The 17,479-nt window shown below is 44.1% G+C and carries 13 protein-coding genes, 1 tRNA gene and 1 pseudogene; 5 read left to right on the top strand and 10 right to left on the bottom strand.

Annotated elements, in window-relative coordinates; genetic code table 11:
- Nucleotides 1-203 precede the first annotated feature (203 nt).
- Complete coding sequence (locus tag QUA74_RS15950; RefSeq protein ID WP_333330669.1) at nt 204-680, top strand: chemotaxis protein CheW; 477 nt, start codon at nt 204-206, stop codon at nt 678-680.
- Between the two features lie 66 nt (nt 681-746).
- Nucleotides 747-1,505, top strand: coding sequence for a pentapeptide repeat-containing protein (locus QUA74_RS15945; RefSeq protein ID WP_333330666.1), 759 nt, complete (start codon nt 747-749; stop codon nt 1,503-1,505).
- A 75-nt stretch (nt 1,506-1,580) separates the two neighbouring features.
- Here the strand turns inward: QUA74_RS15945 and urtE are convergent, their stop codons facing one another.
- The 6 genes from urtE to urtA all read right to left on the bottom strand — a co-directional run bounded on the left by urtE (nt 1,581) and on the right by urtA (nt 8,215).
- Complete coding sequence (gene urtE / locus QUA74_RS15940) at nt 1,581-2,279, bottom strand: urea ABC transporter ATP-binding subunit UrtE (RefSeq protein WP_333330663.1); 699 nt, start codon at nt 2,277-2,279, stop codon at nt 1,581-1,583.
- A 130-nt stretch (nt 2,280-2,409) separates the two neighbouring features.
- A complete protein-coding gene (urtD, locus tag QUA74_RS15935; protein WP_333330660.1) occupies nt 2,410-3,156 on the bottom strand; it encodes an urea ABC transporter ATP-binding protein UrtD in 747 nt (248 codons plus the stop codon).
- A gap of 129 nt (nt 3,157-3,285) precedes the next feature.
- Entirely contained in the window at nt 3,286-4,014 is a 729-nt protein-coding gene (locus tag QUA74_RS15930) for a TIGR00266 family protein (protein WP_333330658.1), read from the bottom strand.
- Between the two features lie 190 nt (nt 4,015-4,204).
- Complete coding sequence (gene urtC / locus QUA74_RS15925; RefSeq protein ID WP_333330655.1) at nt 4,205-5,347, bottom strand: urea ABC transporter permease subunit UrtC; 1,143 nt, start codon at nt 5,345-5,347, stop codon at nt 4,205-4,207.
- A gap of 27 nt (nt 5,348-5,374) precedes the next feature.
- On the bottom strand, nt 5,375-6,529 hold the full coding sequence (locus QUA74_RS15920; protein ID WP_333330652.1) for an ABC transporter permease subunit: 1,155 nt from the start codon (nt 6,527-6,529) through the stop codon (nt 5,375-5,377).
- Nucleotides 6,530-6,895: 366 nt separating this feature from the next.
- Nucleotides 6,896-8,215, bottom strand: a complete 1,320-nt coding sequence (gene urtA / locus QUA74_RS15915) for an urea ABC transporter substrate-binding protein (RefSeq protein ID WP_333330649.1) — start codon at nt 8,213-8,215, stop codon at nt 6,896-6,898.
- A 609-nt stretch (nt 8,216-8,824) separates the two neighbouring features.
- On the opposite strand from urtA, the pseudogene QUA74_RS15910 reads away from it, so the two are divergent.
- The 3 genes and pseudogenes from QUA74_RS15910 to QUA74_RS15900 all read left to right on the top strand — a co-directional run.
- Nucleotides 8,825-9,266, top strand: a pseudogene (locus QUA74_RS15910) (7-cyano-7-deazaguanine synthase); the annotation flags it as partial.
- A gap of 114 nt (nt 9,267-9,380) precedes the next feature.
- Nucleotides 9,381-10,271 carry a phosphate/phosphite/phosphonate ABC transporter substrate-binding protein gene (locus QUA74_RS15905; RefSeq protein WP_333330646.1) on the top strand — a complete coding sequence of 297 codons (891 nt, stop codon included), beginning with the start codon at nt 9,381-9,383 and terminating at the stop codon, nt 10,269-10,271.
- A 270-nt stretch (nt 10,272-10,541) separates the two neighbouring features.
- Nucleotides 10,542-12,449, top strand: coding sequence for an ATP-binding protein (locus QUA74_RS15900; protein WP_333330643.1), 1,908 nt, complete (start codon nt 10,542-10,544; stop codon nt 12,447-12,449).
- A 68-nt stretch (nt 12,450-12,517) separates the two neighbouring features.
- Here the strand turns inward: QUA74_RS15900 and QUA74_RS15895 are convergent.
- The 4 genes from QUA74_RS15895 to QUA74_RS15880 form a co-directional block, all read right to left on the bottom strand.
- A tRNA-Ala gene (locus QUA74_RS15895) sits at nt 12,518-12,590 on the bottom strand.
- Between the two features lie 120 nt (nt 12,591-12,710).
- Entirely contained in the window at nt 12,711-13,439 is a 729-nt protein-coding gene (locus QUA74_RS15890) for an HAD family phosphatase (RefSeq protein WP_333330641.1), read from the bottom strand.
- Between the two features lie 64 nt (nt 13,440-13,503).
- Entirely contained in the window at nt 13,504-14,403 is a 900-nt protein-coding gene (locus tag QUA74_RS15885; RefSeq protein ID WP_333330638.1) for a methyltransferase domain-containing protein, read from the bottom strand.
- Between the two features lie 248 nt (nt 14,404-14,651).
- A complete protein-coding gene (locus QUA74_RS15880) occupies nt 14,652-17,210 on the bottom strand; it encodes an ATP-binding protein (RefSeq protein ID WP_333330635.1) in 2,559 nt (852 codons plus the stop codon).
- Nucleotides 17,211-17,479 lie beyond the last annotated feature (269 nt).

Genomic DNA, 17,479 nt, shown 5'->3' with positions numbered 1-17,479 from the left:
AATCTCCAACAAAACTTAGGCAAAAAGTAATTGACTACGCGAATTATAGGGGTAATCTACGCAGCAGACGCACCTACTAAAATTAAATAATCTTCAATATTTAATCAAAGAATTATTTAATTCCCATCTAAAATTAAATAATTCTTCAATTTAAAATCAAATAATTTTCAATCTAAAATCTAAAATATAAAATCTAAAATCGCATGACTCACGCTAATTACAATCGCCGATTTCGCAGCAACAAACAAGCCACTGTTAGAATTGCCCCTAAAAAATTTGTTTCCTTTGAACTAGGAAATATTTACTATGCTGTTCCTATTGAACGAGTGGAGCGCATTGTTAAAAACTTTAATGCCTACGCCACTTTACCTAGCGGTAATAGTTTATTGCGGCACCAAGAAGAACTGATTACCCTAATTAATTTATCCAAAATATTTCCCCGCAGTCCAAGCATTACGGAGTGCAAATACCTGATTATTTGTACCTTAAATAAAAGCGATCGGTTGGGGATTCCCATTCCTGATATGCCAAAAATTTTGGAAATTACCGAAGAAAGCTTCTGCGAAATTCCGGCATTGTACCGTCAACAGCAACTGCCTCCGGTAATAGAAAAGTTAATTCGCGCACCTGATGGTTCCGAAGTTTTTTATCTGAATTTCGATCTATTTAGCGAAATGTAGGGTGTTCACTTTTCGAGGTATTATATCATATAAATGGTATTTTTGTAAACAAAAAGTTAGAGATTTATGAAAAAACTCACAATAATGTCGATCGCCCTACTAATTTTTGCAGCAACTCTCGAACTGCCGAAGGTGGGGCTACAACTAAGTGCGATCGGGCAAATAGAAACACCCCAACCCCTCCAAACACCCCAACCCCTCCAAACACCCCAACCCCTCCAAACACCCCAACCAATCCCAACACCCCAACCAATCCCAACACCTCAACCACAAACGCCCCAACCAATCCAAACACCCCAACCAATCCAAACACCCCCAATCCAAACACCCCAACCAAAACCAGCCGACCCCACAAAGCTCGGCTACGTCTCCCCAGAATTTGCCGAAAATTTCTCACAGCAACAAATCGACCAAATCAACGCCAACGTCGAAATGCTGCTGCTAACTCAAAGCTGCTCCCGCTGCGACCTCCGAGCCGTAAAATTAGTTAACATTAACTTAAAAAATCCCATCCTGACAGGAGCAGATTTATCAGATGCCAACCTCAGCGGTAGTCGCTTCGAGATATCAGATTTTGTCAACACCAATCTAGCTCGCACAGACTTAAGCGGAGCCGAATTAGTAGGAGCGAGAATCAGCAACGCTAACCTCAGAAAAGCTAACTTGACAAAGACAAATCTAGACGGTGCAGACCTGCGATTTTCCGACTTGAGAGATGCCAATCTTTCCGATGCCAACCTCCGCAATGCTAATATAGATGGCGCTAGTATCGATCGAGCAAGTATGGCCGGCACCACAATGCCAGACGGTCGAAAAAATCAATAATATAGCAGAAGGAAGAAGGAAGAAGACCCTTCGACTTCGCTCAGGGTCTTCTTCCTCCTTCCCTCTTCCTTCAATTCAAACAGCCAAAAACCTCTGAATCACCTCATCGCTTAATTCGCTAGTGCTTCCAGAAGCCACAATCCCCCCTTTTTGCATAGCATAATACCAGTCAGCTTGCCGCACAAAATGCAAATGTTGCTCCACCAACAAAACAGAAATTCCCCTAGTCGCAACCACACGGCGCACCGCAGCTTCAATATCTAAAATAATCGATGGTTGAATCCCCTCCGTAGGCTCATCCAAAACCAGCAATTTCGGCTCTCCCATCAAAGCTCTAGCAATAGCTAACTGCTGCTGCTGTCCCCCGCTCAAATCACCTCCCAGGCGATCGAGCATAGTTTTCAAAACCGGAAATAAATCAAAAATTTCATCAGGAACTTCAGGATTTTTGATTTTGGTTGGTTTCGCTTCCAAACCTAACAATAAATTTTCTTTAACCGTCAAACGGGGAATAATTTCACGCCCTTGAGGCACATAACCAATTCCTAATCTAGCCCGCTGGTGAGTCAACTTAGAAGCAATAGATTCTCCGCCAAAAGCAATAGTGCCACTGCGGGGTTGCAGCAACCCCATAATCGTTTTTAGCATAGTAGTTTTGCCCACACCATTGCGGCCGATCAAGCAAACCATTTGCCCCGCCATGACGCTTAAATCGACATCGCGCAAAATGTGACTTTCGCCGTAATAAACATTCAAATTAGAGATTTGTAGCATAGTTTTTAATTGGTAAGGGGGTCTGCAAATTGGTAGCAACTAACAAATAACTTCTTCCTTCTTCCTTTTTCCTGATATCCGTTACATCCGTTACATCCGTTACACAATCCGTTGCCGAACTTCCTTCCTCTTACTCTTCCGGTTTGCCCAAATATACCTCAATTACCCGATCGTCATTTTGCACCTCATCCATAGTCCCCTCACACAAAACCGCACCCTGATGCAACACCGTCACCTGCCGCGCAATTTGCCGCACAAACTCCATATCGTGTTCAATTACCAACACCGAATGACTTTCCGCCAGCGAAACTAGCAACTCTCCAGTTAACATCGTTTCCTCATCCGTCAAACCCGCCACAGGTTCATCTACCAACAACAAATCAGGAGATTGAGCCACCAACATTCCAATTTCCAACCATTGCTTTTCCCCGTGAGAAAGCAAACCAGCCGAAACATCAGCTTTAGCAACTAAACCAATTGTTTCTAATAAACCGGAAACCGTGCGTTTTTCAGCAGCCGAAGCAGGCTTGAACAAAGTCGAAAAAACATTTTTATGGCGGCTGCAAGACAATTCCAAATTTTCGCGTGGCGTTAAATTCAAGTAAACTCGCGGCGTCTGAAACTTGCGGCCAATTCCCAAGCGCGAAATCCTATCTTCCGACAACTTGCGTAAATTTTGTCCCTTAAATAACACCCTGCCCTCTGTCGGCTGCACCTTCCCGGTAATTGAATCGAGAAAAGTTGTTTTTCCCGCACCGTTGGGCCCAATAATAACTCGCAGTTCGCCCGCATCCATGCTGAAATTTAAACCGTTGATGGCTTTAAAACCATCAAAACTAACAGTCAAGTTTTCTATTTCTAATACTTTGCCATTCATAATTAAGAATTCCCTCACTAATGGACAACAACCCAGACCTATTGTAGGTGCAGAAGGTAAAAATTCTCCCTTATCAAGCAGATTTTCTCCGCTTCCGGGACACCATACTTACTACTTTTTTATAGCAGTTTACTCTACACTAAAACTGCTAGAACTGCTCGACACGGGAGGTGGAGCTGCCGCCATAATTCGCTCAGCTAACTTCGAGAGCGGCAGACTTTGCAAATACACTTTTCCAGGGCCAGTTAGCTTGACTAAAAACAAGCCTTCGCCGCCAAATAGAGCATTTTTAAACCCGCCCACAAACTGAATATCGTAATCTACAGTCGGCGCAAAAGCTACCAAACAACCAGTGTCCGCTCGCAACACTTCGCCAACACCCAAATTTTTCTCAACTATTGTTCCTCCCGCATGAACAAAAGCTAGCCCGTCACCCTGCAATTTTTGCAGAATAAAACCTTCTCCGCCAAAGAAACCGGCACCGAGCCGCTTGGTGAATGCTACCTCAATTTCAATGCCGTTGGCCGCACATAGAAATGAGTCTTTTTGACATAAAAATTTACCGCCAAGTTGGCCTAAATCTAGGGGAATTACTTTACCCGGATAAGGGGCGGCAAAAGCGACGCGGGCCTTGCGATTTCCGGCGTTGACAAAGGTGGTAATGAAAAAACCCGCTCCTGTCAGCATCCGTTTGAAACCTTGAAATAAGCCGCCGCCTGTGGATGTTTGCATTTGGATGTCCCCTTCCATGTATGTCATGGTTCCAGCTTCAGCCCTGACGCCTTCTTTGGGGTCGAGTTCAATTTCGATGAGTTGCAAATCGTCGCCGTAGATTTTGTAGTCAATAATATCTGCCATATGTTTCCCCTCAAGTTCAAGAACGAAGCTGTTTGCTAGGGATATCTAAGTAGGTGGACATATATATTACGTTTCCTCAGACAGAGATAAACGCAGCGTTTGCCAAGTCTATTGCGATTGCTTTGTTTGTCTGTTGTAGGGGACATTTATTTAGGTCAGCCTACTTATAAATTACACGATATTTTTGCACTCAATGTTCAAGTTCTTCTTTTTCGAGCTGCACTTGGGGGTCTTGTTCCAGGCTGGGGTAAGTAGATGCGTACTTCGGTCTTCTGAACAAGCTGCGGATTTGGTCGAAACCTTGATGTTGCAGCCATCCGACTAAGCCGTCGGGCAGCACTGTGACTACTATTAGGAATAGGGCGCCTTGGAAAAACAGCCAAACTTCGGGGAATTGTTCGCTCAAGAAACTTTTGCCAAAGTTGACTAGCAATGTTCCCAATATTGCTCCCGATAGTGTGGCGCGGCCTCCCACTGCGACCCAGATTACCATTTCAATTGAAAAGGCAATATCCATTGCTTTTGGCGAAATGATTCCGGTTTGTACCGTAAATAATGCGCCTGCAATCCCGGCTAAACCGGCGGAAATTGCAAAGACTAAAACTTTATATCCTGTGGGATTGTAACCTGAGAAACGCAGGCGCACTTCGTCGTCGCGAATTGCTACTAACAGGCGGCCGAAACGCCCGCTGGTCAGCCAGCGGCAGAGGGCGTAAGTTGCTGCTAAAAATAGTATGGTGAGAATGTAGAAAATATATTGAGTATCTCGGTCATTTACTGTGGCTCCGAACAAGGTTTTAAAGTCGGTGAGTCCGTTAGTTCCGTTAATCAGTTTTTGCTGACCGTTAAAGAAGTTGAAAAATACAATGGTTGCTGCTTGGGTAAGAATTGAAAAGTAAACGCCTCGAATTCGATTGCGGAATACTAAATAACCTAAAAGTGCGCCCAAGATGGCGGGGATGAGAACTACTGCTAATGCTGAGAAGGGAAATGAATAAAATGGTTGCCAAAACCAGGGGAGTTCGGTAACGCCGTAGAGGTTCATAAATTCTGGCAATTGACTGCTGGCGGTTGGGGGAATTTGCAATTTTAGGTGCATGGCGAAAGCGTAGCCGCCGATCGCAAAAAACACCCCATGCCCTAAACTAAGCAAACCTGTGTATCCCCAAATCAAATCTATGCCGAGGGCTGCAATTGCTAGTGCTAAAAATCGCCCTAATTGATTGAGGCGAACGTCGGGGAGTATTCCTGGGATGAGTAAGATGAATGTGAGGGCGATCGCGCTGACAATTACCGCTTCTTTTAGCCAGGGTTTTTGATGTTTGTTCTGCATTTTTCGCTACGCTCGCAGTTGTAATTTTTAATTTTCTACAGTCCGTCCTTTTTGCGGGAAAATCCCTCCCGGCTTCACTTGCAGAAAAGCCATAATTAAAGCGAATACCATTACTTTGGCCATGCTGGTTGTGGCGAAAAATGTGAAGAAGTCGGCTAAAGGCTTGACAGGAGCGAACATTAATGCTAAAGTTCCCGAACCGATCAGGTAATTGGCAGTGCCGATCGCGATCGCAGCAACTACACTCCCCACAATCTTGCCGACACCGCCCACAACCACCACCATAAAGGTATCGACTATATAATTTTGTCCGGTATTTGACCCTACCGAACCGATCAAACTAATCGCGCACCCAGCGACACCTGCCAACCCTGAACCCAAAGCAAAAGTCAGCGCGTCTACTTGTTCGGTAGGAATTCCCAAACACGCACTCATGCTGCGATTTTGCGTCACGGATCTAATCCGCAATCCCCACACCGACTTTTGCAAAAATAGGTAAATTCCCGCCAAACAAATTGCTGTTAGCACAATAATAAAAATTCGGGCATAGGGCAACTGAAAATTGCCCAGCGGTATGCCACCCCGCAACCATTTCGGTGCCGTTACGTCCACATTTTGAGCGCCAAACCAAGGTTGAGTTACTGCCAGTTTGTAAGTTTGCCCTAAAAAGGCGCTCACCGCCCAGGAAACACCCAAAGATAAAGGCAAAATTAGGGCGATAATTTTGTTACGAATGCGATCGAAATCCAGGCGAGATTTCAGCACCCGCAAACCGCCAAAAAACAGCAAACAAAATACCGCAATTCCAATTACCAGCACCCAACTAACGCTGCGGACAAACTGCTGCAAAATTAAACTTACGCCCCAAGTTGCCAGCAGAGTTTCTAGCGGCCGCCCGTAAAGATAGCGAATCACTCCGCGTTCGAGAATTAATCCTACCAATGCAGCTACTAAAAAAGCAAGGGGAATTGCAAATAAAATATAGGTTTCAAAAGCAAATCCTCCCATACCTTTGAAAACATTTTGCACCACGAAAGTTGTATAAGCCCCCAGCATCATCAACTCGCCGTGAGCCATATTAATCACGCCCATCAGCCCGAAAATAATGGCTAATCCCAAGGCTGCAATTAGTAGAACAGCGCCGATGCTAATGCCATTAAATAAACCGTCTAATATCGCCACTTTTGTAACTCCTGCATCAAGTCGGTTAACTTCGTCCGCGGATAATTAGGGGGTGGTTTTATCCCATTGGTGTCAACTTAGAACTAAAACCCTCTGTATATCTCGCTTGTCGCCGAGTCTCGCTCCCCCTAAATCCCCCTTAAGAAGGGGGACTTTGAAGACTCCAGTTCCCCCTTCTTAAGGGGAGTAGGGGTTGACGAAAGAAGACTCCAGTTGCCCCTTATTAAGGGAGTAGGGATTGACGAAAGAATGCTCTTACTCCCCCCTTATTAAGGGGGGGCGGGGGGGATCTCCGGGTTTAAAGACACGTCCTAGGGGGATCGAAGATACGTTGTCAACGTTAAGAAAATTGGTATTACCTACTTATCAAGCTTTGAATTTTCCACCTTTTGCGGGGTCTGACCAATCGCAAGAAAAGCCTTTTGTTTCAGCGACAAACTGATTCCAAGGCACCGGCTTCACTGCTGCTGGTGTAGCAAAAGCGATGTTAAACAAACCGTCTTCTCTCACTTCGCCCAACCGCACAAATTTAGAAAGGTGATGGTTAACATCCATCGTTACTGTGCCCCCTGGCGCCTCAAAGGTTTGACCCAAAGCTGCTGCCCGCACTTTTTCCAAATCGTCGGCTGTCCCTGCTTTTTCGACGGCTTGCTTCCACAGGTAAACCATGATGTAAGCTGCTTCCATCGGGTCGTTAGTGACTCTATCGTTGCCGTATTTTGCCTTGAAAGCTTCCACAAATTTTGTATTGGCCGGAGAATCCACAGTCATGAAGTAATTCCAGGCGGCGTAATGGCCTTTAAGATATTCTACGCCGATCGCCTTTACTTCTTCTTCTGCAATACTGACAGACATTGACGGATACCTGTCCGGCCCCAAACCTGCACCCTGCAACTGTTTGAAAAATGCTACGTTGCTGTCGCCGTTGAGGGAATTGAAAATTACGCCCCCGTCTGGCAACGCTGCCTTAATTTTAGTAATAATTGGCGTGACTTCTGTACCGCCCAAAGGAATGTAATCTTCTCCAACTACTTCGCCGCCTTTTGCTGCTAGCTGTGCCTTGATAATGGTATTTGCCGTCCGGGGGAAAACGTAGTCAGACCCGACTAAGAAGAATCTTTTTCCTTTATTTTCTAGCAGCCAGTCAACTGCTGGTTCGATTTGTTGGTTCGGTGCAGCCCCGGTATAAAAGATATTCTTGGAACACTCTTGACCCTCGTATTGTACGGGATACCAGAGCATATGATTTTTTTCTTCAAATACCGGCAATACTGCTTTGCGACTGGCGGATGTCCAGCAGCCGAAGACGGCGACAACTTTATCTTGGTCGATCAATTTTTTGGCTTTTTCGGCAAAAGTCGGCCAGTCTGAGTTGCCATCTTCTATTACTGCTTCGATTTGTTTGCCGAGGACGCCGCCAGCTTTATTGATTTCTTCGATCGCTAATTGTTCGGCATCGACAACGCTTTTTTCGCTGATTGACATCGTGCCGCTCAACGAATGCAAAATTCCTACTTTGATCGTGTTTCCGCCACCTGCTGCTGGTGTTCCTGTTGAAGTTGGAGAAGGAGAAGCGGCGGGAGTTGCTGTTGGAGTGGGAGTCCTACAAGCTTTGAGAAATAAACTTGATGTTAGGGTAGCAGAACTGTATAAAAGAAATTTCCGCCGATCGAATCGCTTTGTCATTTTTTCTTGTTACTCTTGAATAGATGAGTCAGATGATTGAGAATAATAACACATAGCGACTTGATATTAAGACTCCCTTAATAAGATAGTTGTATTTTTGGATACAAAATTTATTATTAAGTAAATTAATGTTTAAGGAGAATTTTCAACAATTTACAGTACAGTCTCTCAAAACGGGTGGCGATCGCACTGCGCTTTGAGTACGATCGCACTTGTGTAAATCACCTTGATTGTCGAATAATAAATTATTTGTCGCTTTAACAAATTAATGTCGTCTGACTACGATGAGCTGAAGTCCTTGCTATCTAAGGATTAGAGCAGCTTTTCTCACACCGAAATTACAGCAGTCACTTGAACACGCTCATTATCGCTATTTAAACTTTTGACAACTTCTGTGTCGCTTCTTAAAAAACGGGACTTGCAAAAATTACGGCAGCGTCTAACAAATTAAGCTTGATTTTTTGAAAAAACAGCTTAAAATGTTGATTAGACAATCAAAGTCCTTTTCAGGCGTGCTGGTAATAGGAGATTGTACTCGATCGAACTCCGTTGAGGCGATCGCTCCCTTCAAAGCCATTGCAGGAAAGCCAGACGCTTTTTGGCGCGAGCACCCTCGATCAACTCTCCGAAAGCATCCCGATCACCTACCTCCGGCAATACAATTTTCCTAAGTTTTGGCTTCGCCTGGGCTGAAAGTCTCAACGCCGATCGCGTTTACATTGGCGTCAAAGCTTTAGACTATTCCGGCTATCGAGACTTTCGCCCCGATTATATTCAAGCCCTGCAAGAAGTATTGCGGCTAGGGACAAAACAAGGGAGAGAAGGCGAAGCAATTTCTATCTCAACACCGCTGATTGAGCTAAACAAGACAGAAATCATTAAATTAGGCAATAATTGGAGAGTGCCTTCGGAAAAAACTTAGTCTTGTGACGCCGACGGTGAAGTTACTTGTGGCGTTTGCGATTCATGTCAGTTACCACGGGCAGCGTTTAAGGAGTTAAGTTTACAATATCCGCTGCCTTACGCTGCTAACCCAAACACCGAGCAATAAAAATTTTGCCGCACTGAAGTTTAACCAATGGATAATCTATTTTAATGAAAGCTTATTCCAAATAGCTTATAATAGTTAGGCAATTTTCAACTGCCACTAAAAATCCTAAAAATTATGAAGCGGCGGCATTTTGTTGGGTTATCCCTATTGTTTGTAGCAAGCTGTTCTACAACAGTAAATCAATCTAATCGTAGTTCTTCCAATTTGACCCTAAGTGAACCAGAAACCCTTGAATTTGCCGTAACTGATGTTAAGGGAGCAGAAGATTTGCAGCAAAATTATCAAGCATTTCGGACTGTTCTTGGGGAAGTTTTAGAGAAAAAAATTGAATTGTTCCCAGTAGATAACTATATAGAAGCAGCCGTAGCTCTCCAGTCCGGTCAGCTAAAATTAGCTCTAACAGGGCCATCTGAATATGTGATTATGCGGGCGCGGACAAATGCTGTTCCCATCATTGCCATCACCCGCCCCGACTATCACTCAATTATTGCTGTTCCTGCCAATAGCGAGATTAAGTCAGCAGCACAGTTGAAAGGTAAAACCATAGCTATGTGGGAAATAGGTGCAACTGGTGGTCATCTAAGCCCGATTAAAATTCTCATGGATGCTGGCTTAAATCCCCAATCTGACTTCAAAATCTCAATGTTGGGAGAAAAGGGTTTGCAGGCTCTTAAAAAAAACCAAGTTGATGCCTTAGGAATTGGTGTGAATAGATACAACGATTTACTAAAAATAGATGGTTTATCGGCCAATGATTTTCGGATTATTGCCACCGGGAAACCCTTACCTAGTGACTTGTTTGTAGCTAGTAGTAACCTGCCTAATACTCTGGTTGAAAAAATCCGCCATCGCCTGGTAGAAAATCAAGAGAAGCTAATTCAAGCAATTTTAGTTGGAAAAGCTAATGATAAGTATCAAGGAGCTAAACTGGTGCCAGCAAACGACAGTGATTATAACATAATTCGTGAAGTTTATAAAGCCATTGGTCAGGGGAATGTCTTTTAAGGTTAAATTTTATCTAATGCCGACTTTGTAGTAGGGCTTAATCCTTAATTCATAAACTCTAGGGAATATTCCCCCTACTAAGCTGTTTGGCATTTAAAATACGATAGTAGGGTGCGGAGCGTACAGAAGTGTTTCCCAAGTCGGCGTAAGTGTTATAACTGACGCACCCTACAAGCCTCGTTAGTGGTTTAAATGCGTAACAGTTTACGAATAAGAGACTTTATGTGCATTTACTAATAAAATTGTTAAAATTTAGCTCAGGTTGCCAGGATGCAAAAATTTGAACAGGGAGAAAATGGGGCTGTAAGCTTCAACAATCTTACCCTCAATAGACGAAAAAATAAGGTTGCTGTGACTGAAGGCGATCGCGACATCAAAAATTCTCTCCGAAAAACTCCCTTGACTGCCATTAACCGCTTAATTTCTCGCTTAAGCATTGCCAAAAAAATTACTTATGGCTACTCCGTAGCAATTGGAATAGCCGTACTAGGAACCACAGGGGGAATGATCTGTGGAGACTATTACCAAAATCAAGCATTCCAAGCTTTAACCTTCGCCGACGAGCAACAAGATTTGCTCAGGGATTTAGAATATTCTGTGCAAGCAGTGCAGTCACATCCCAAACGGCTAATCTCTGTATTGGGAGATTCAATCTGGTTTGAATATGAAACTGCTAAGTTCTTGAAAGATGTTGATGTAGTCCAAAAAAATATTGCTGAACTAGCTTTTTTTACGGAAGAACATTCCACAAAATTAGCAGTAAAGTCGGTTGAGTTAAAAGGATTATTAAACGGCTACACAACTGCGACAGATTCGTATTCTCAATTGCTCAAATCTTTTTGGCAAGAAATAGAGCCCTCCTCACTAAAACCAGAGGAAGTTAAAGAGGCACAGCAGCAGGTATTGGATTTAATCAGAGGGGATAAAGCAGTTAAGCTGGATGTTAAGTTTGAGCGGCTGTCAGAGAGTTTGAGCTTGATGACACAAGTAGCTAAGGCACAGCAGAGACAAGCCTACATTAATTTTAATAAAGCTGAGGAATTGCGAGTCCAAATCATCGTAGTGAGTATGTTAGTATCAGTCGCGATCGCTATTTTTCTAGCCATCTGTACCAGCCGCGCGATCGCCCTTCCTCTCCAAGCGGTAACGAGGGTTGCTAAAACTATTACTCAACAAGCAAATTTTGATTTGCAAGTACCTGTTACTACAGAAGATGAAGTGGGAACCTTAGCCAAATCCATCAATCAATTAGTTGAATGGGTAGCAGAATACACCCATGAATTAGAGCTGTATCGCCAAACTTTGGAAGAGCGAGTAGAAGAAAGAACAGAAGAACTTACAGCAGCACTTTACCAACTTAAGCACACGCAAACCCAGTTAATTCAAACCGAAAAAATGTCTAGTTTAGGGCAGATGGTGGCCGGGGTAGCCCATGAAATAAACAACCCTGTTAACTTTATTCACGGCAACCTAGAATACGCCAACCAGTATATTATAGATTTGCTAAAGTTAATTCGTCTCTATCAGCAGGAATACCCGCAACCCACCGAGGCGATCGCAGAAGAAATCGCAGAGATAGAACTAGACTTTCTCACAGAGGATTTACTAAAACTGCTTGAATCTATGAAAATAGGTTCAGAACGCATCCGGCAAATAGTTTTGTCTTTGCGAAACTTCTCTCGCTTAGATGAATCTCAAATGAAATTAGTTGATATCCATGAAGGCATTGACAATACACTATTGATTTTGAACAGTCGCCTCAAGCAGGGAATTGAAGTTATCAAAAACTATGGAGAATTGCCAGAAATAGAGTGTTATCCAGCGCAGCTAAATCAAGTATTTATGAATATTCTAGTAAATGCGATAGATGCACTAGAAGAGTCAGGGAATAACTCTAAAAAAAGTAAAATTCCTCAGATTTTAATTCAGACGCAAAAGTTGGACAGTAGCCAAATTTTGGTGCGAATTAGCGATAACGGCCCTGGCATTTCACTCGCAATCCAAAGTAAGCTATTTGACCCTTTTTTTACAACTAAAGAACCAGGAAAAGGCACGGGCATTGGCCTGGCAATTTGCTACCAGATTGTGGAAAAACATCGGGGAAAAATAGAGGTAATTTCATCTTTGGGAGGGGGAGCAGAGTTTGCCATCGCACTTCCGGCCTCCTCTCAAACTTGAAGCTAGATATTGTCTATTATGAGCACATTAATGTGTTAACGACGACACATTATTGGTTATTTGACATATGGAGAATAGCGGACTCGAACCGCTGGCCTCTGCGGTGCGATCGCAGCGCTCTACCAACTGAGCTAATTCCCCTGATTGAGTTTTAATTTAGCATTTTAGATGCGGGATTGCCGAATCTAAAAGGCTTACAGGTCTTGCTTGCTCTCACGTTCGCAGACCGTCACCTACACTAGCACGTAACTGCTAAAAAGGTCAAGTTTTTTCCGCAGCCGGCTCAGTGGGGGCGATCGAGCAAATTTGCGCCACTCTGTCCAACTCTAAATCAGCAAAATAGTCCACCGTCCAATTAGCTTGGCGCTGGATCATGTGAAACGGGTAAGTGTGAGTCACACCCGCTACCTGAATCCCCGCTTTTTTCGCCGCTTCAATTCCCGCAAAAGTATCTTCTAGCGCCAAACACTCGATCGGTTGCAGGTTAAATTCGGGATATTTCTGGTTGAGAAGTTCCACAGCCAATAGATAGCCGTCAGGTGCTGGTTTGCTCGCCCTCAAGTCGTCGCCTGCGACAATTAACTCAAAGTTTGCTGCCAAACCGGCCCGATCTAACACCCATTCTATCTCCGATCGCATTGCCCCGCTAACTACGGCCATTTTCAGTCCGGCGATCCGAATTTTGTCAATAAATTCTGCCAAACCGGGATAAATCGGCAGTTTCTCCAAAGTATCTATTTGAGCTTTGTAAGCTTGGGCCTTGCGCTGCAGCAGTCGATCGAGATATGTTTCTGTTAGATATCGTCCTCGGCGCTTGAGCAGTTCGGTAATGCAAGCGCGATCGCTCCTTCCCAAACAAATTTCTCGAAACTCCCCACGTTTGAGCTGGAGATTTTCATCGAGCATCAATTGATCGATTATTTTCTCGTGAATTGGCTCGTCATTAACAATCACGCCATTAAAATCAAATAAAACTGCTTTTAGAGTCATTAGTCATGAGTCATTAGTCATTAGTTTGCTAACAGTTAACAATTAACAGGCAACAGTTAATAGATCAAGCAGGAGCTGGAATGCCTGGTAAATCGCCATCAAAATCAGGAGTTCGATCGCCCAAATTCCACCCCCTTGCCACTCGCATCTGTTCCAAATCTTCCCCAGGCAAAGGTTTAACGCCCTGCGTCACCTGATGCACCCACCAGTGTTCCTGAGTTTGCACCGCCGCGAATCCAGCAGCCCCCGCCCAAGCATCGACGCAGCCAGCGGCGTAAGACTTAATATAAGGCTCTTCAAAGATATCAGTCAGCCACTCTGTCTGCCGCAAAGTTTTTTGATTTCCGTCCAAAATTGCCACTTGTCCCCCAACCTTCAGCAGTCGGAAGCTTTCTCGCAAAATTGCCCGCGATACAACAGGTGGCGTCTCGTGAAACAGCAAGGAAGCTGCGACTAAATCGAAGCTGCCATCGCCAAAAGCAACGCTTTCGGCATTTCCGTGCAACCACTGGATATTTAAGCCGGCTTTTTGCGCTTTCATTTCGGCAACTACCAGCATATAAGGCGACAAGTCCAGCCCGACAACTTCCGCTTGGGGAAAGGCTTGCTTGAGCATGAGCGTTGTCGAACCAGTGCCGCATCCCAAATCGATAATTCGGCGCGGTTTCACCCGCACAGCGTCAATTAAGCCTTGCCTGACGACTGTTTCGTGGGGAGGCAAAACATATTGCGTGATTGGATCGTAGGAAACCGCGGCACTGGGGTTGAGGTAGCCGCGTTTAATGCCGTGAAAGTTTTGGCTGCTGTAATATTCGGGATAAACTAAGTCGGGTTGTCGGTAGCGATCGCCCGCTGTTTCCCAATCGATGCCTTCGTAGAGTCGTTTCAGTGCTTCTTCGTCGATCGCCAGTCGAATCAGGGGCGACAAAAAGCGCTCGAAAATTGTATCCTTGCCAACAGCCATAAAACTCCTTTAACAAAAACTCTTCTCATTTTAGCCAAGGCCCGTCAACTTAGCATTAATTAAAACTTTTTGTCCCCTCCAACATCTTCCCTCGAACCTCTATCCCTTACCTCGGTTACAAACTCCGTGGGCTTCCATTCCCACTTCCTCCTGATACCTGTTTCCAAAAATAATGCAACTCTAGATAATATCCAAAACCTTGTATTATCAGGTCTTCCCAAATTTAAAATCTAAAATCTAAAATAGTCTTACTTCCCGTTACTAATAGGAACTTTTACCAAAAACTCCGTGCCGCAGCCCGGAGGTTGAGAAATTGTGATGCTGCCCCCGTGTCCATCCACTACAATTTTGTAGCTAATTGCTAATCCCAAACCAGTGCCTTTGCCCACCTCTTTAGTAGTAAAAAATGGGTTAAAAATTTGGTCTTTAACGCTGTCGGGAATACCGGGGCCGTTGTCGGCGATCGCCACTTTCAGAAATTTAGCGCCATGTTCGCGAACTACTCCCGTGGAAATAGTAATAATTTTATCCAGGCGATCGATCTCGTTCAAGGCATCGATCGCATTACTCAGCAAGTTCATAAACACCTGATTGAGCTGAGACGGATAGCACTCGACTGAAGGCACTTTCCCGTATTTCTTGACTATATAAATTCTATTTTTAATGCGGTTAGAGAGCAGCAGTAACGTATTTTCTATACCTTCGTGAATGTCCGCCAGCTTTTTGTCAGATTCATCAAGGCGAGAAAAGTTTCGCAAAGAAAGAACTATGCTGCGAATGCGTTCGGTTCCTATTTTCATAGAATCCAATATATGCGGCAAATCCTCCTCGATAAATTCTAACTCGATTTCTTCGGTAAAATCGGCGATTTCCTGGGGAACCTCTGGGAAGGCTTCTTTGTATAAACTTACCAACTCTAATAAATCTTTAGTATATTTGCTGGTGTGAGGCAAATTAGCCGAAATGAAGTTAACGGGGTTGTTGATTTCGTGCGCTATTCCAGCTACCATTTGACCGAGGGATGACATTTTTTCGCTCTGCACTAAATGAGTTTGAGTCTTTTTCAGTTCATTTAAGGCACTATTAAGTAGTTTTACTTGGTCTTGGGTTTGACTGTAAAGGTGAGCTTGAGTAATTGCGATCGCCAATTGGTCGGCCACGGCTTTTAACAGTTGGATTTCCTCCGTGCTCCAAAGCCAATGAGTAACGTGGCTGCAAATTAAATAACCCTGCGGCTGGTTTTGAGTCTGGACAGGTACGGCTAAATAGCTATTAGCTTTAAGTTCCGGAGGTTGAGTTACACCCTTCGCCCAAGTGTCGCTCGAAAGAATAATTGGTTCGCCTTGACCACTCCGTAATAACACATTTTCGAGAAAGTAAGACTCAAACTTTATGGCTTGTGTCGGAGAATCAGATGGGCAAGATTCCCACAGGATTTTTAACCTTTTGTTTTGCGGCTCGTACCAACCAAAAGCCGCCCGTTCTAGATGCAGCAAACTTACTACTTCTTCGACTGTACTTTGCACGATTTGGTCTAATTCCAGGGAAGCGCGAATGCGTCCTGCAATCCGGTTGAGCATGGCTTCCCGCTCCGCTTGAGCGCGATTGTTTTCGGAGGAATAAATTAGCCAAATTGCTGCTAGCATTGCCGGGATGAGCAGTCCGGCGACTACGGATGTCAGCAAATTTAATGCTTGTAGTTTGGATTCAATATTTTCGCGGGGAATTACTAAAGCCATCGACCAGTTAACTTCCTTGAGGGGTGCGTAGGCTACATACACCCATTTTTTGTCTATTTTTACCAGTTGGATGTTCGTCTGGCGGTCGATCATCTGCCGCGCAATTGTGGAGAGTGCGGGGTCTTGTGACTGTAAAAAGCTTGGGACCTCGCGGTCGATATTTCCGATTAAGTTATTGTTGGGATGAACAATTGGCACTCCTTGTGAATTGAGCGCAAAAGCATAACTATCGGAACCGTACTGCAAGCTGTTAGCGACAGATGTTACTCTGTCTAATTTAATGCTGCCCGATAGGACTCCAATTACTTGATTGGGAGCGGGAGGCAAAGCCCAAATAGGAGCTGAAATGATGATCGTAGAAACTTTTGTACTGCGGCCGATCAGCGGGTCGGAAACGTTTAGGTGTCCGGCCATTGCTTTTTGGAAATGTTGGCGGTCTTTGCTGTTCGCGCGGTTGCCTAGAGTGTTGATAAATGAGCCGTCTGGTTGAGTTAATGACAGGATGAAATACTCTTTTAACCTGTATATTTCTCCTTGCAACCGGGGTTCGACTAATTGCCAATTGAGAGTGCCAACCGTAGGATCGTAAGCAATGGTTTCTATTTCTGCTTTGCGGCTGCTGAGCCAGCGGTCGATTTCGTCGGTGCCTTTTTCGAGTTTTAATAGTGCTATTTGCTTTAAATTGTCGAGGATTAGTCCACGCACAAAAAAATAGCTGATGCAAGCAGTTGTGCTAATGGTTAAAGCGCTGGTGGTCAGAATTAGCAGGGTCAGCAAATGGCGGCGCTGCCGTCTGTGCTGCCAAAGACTGTGCGCTTGCTGCCACCGTGATTGAGCCGAATTGCTGATGTTTTGCCAAAAGCGGCGCAGCTTTTTTGTTTGTGGCGGCGGCGCAGACACAGATCTGGCTTGATTGGCTGGGTTTTGCATCATCAAATGTTCCCTCAGAGTCAACTTCATCAAACGGTCTTCGTCATTCGGCAGACTTAATATCAGGTAAGTAGTGAGACAGTTTAAGAAAAGAATGCAACTGTAGCCAAGATTCAAATCCTGGTAGCCATCAGTCATTCGCAATCTAAAATCTAAAATTTAAAATGGTATGACTTACATTCCTGACTGCAAACAATTTTTCTTATGGTTGGGCGCTCGCCTTCTATTTTGGCATCAATTTTATATTTCGACCTTCGGTTTACGTATTTGAGGTTTGTGCTTTACGATATCTTTAATATCTATCTCGTTTGTATAACAAAATAATTGTAAATAACACAGAGAAAATACGGAGTTTTTTAGATTAGCAATGTATTATAATGTATGAGTAAAACTCTCTTGACAGTTTT

The sequence above is a fragment of the Microcoleus sp. LAD1_D3 genome (assembly GCF_036702135.1).
Taxonomy (GTDB): Bacteria; Cyanobacteriota; Cyanobacteriia; order Cyanobacteriales; family Microcoleaceae; genus Microcoleus.
This window is presented reverse-complemented; position numbering and strand designations above follow the sequence as displayed.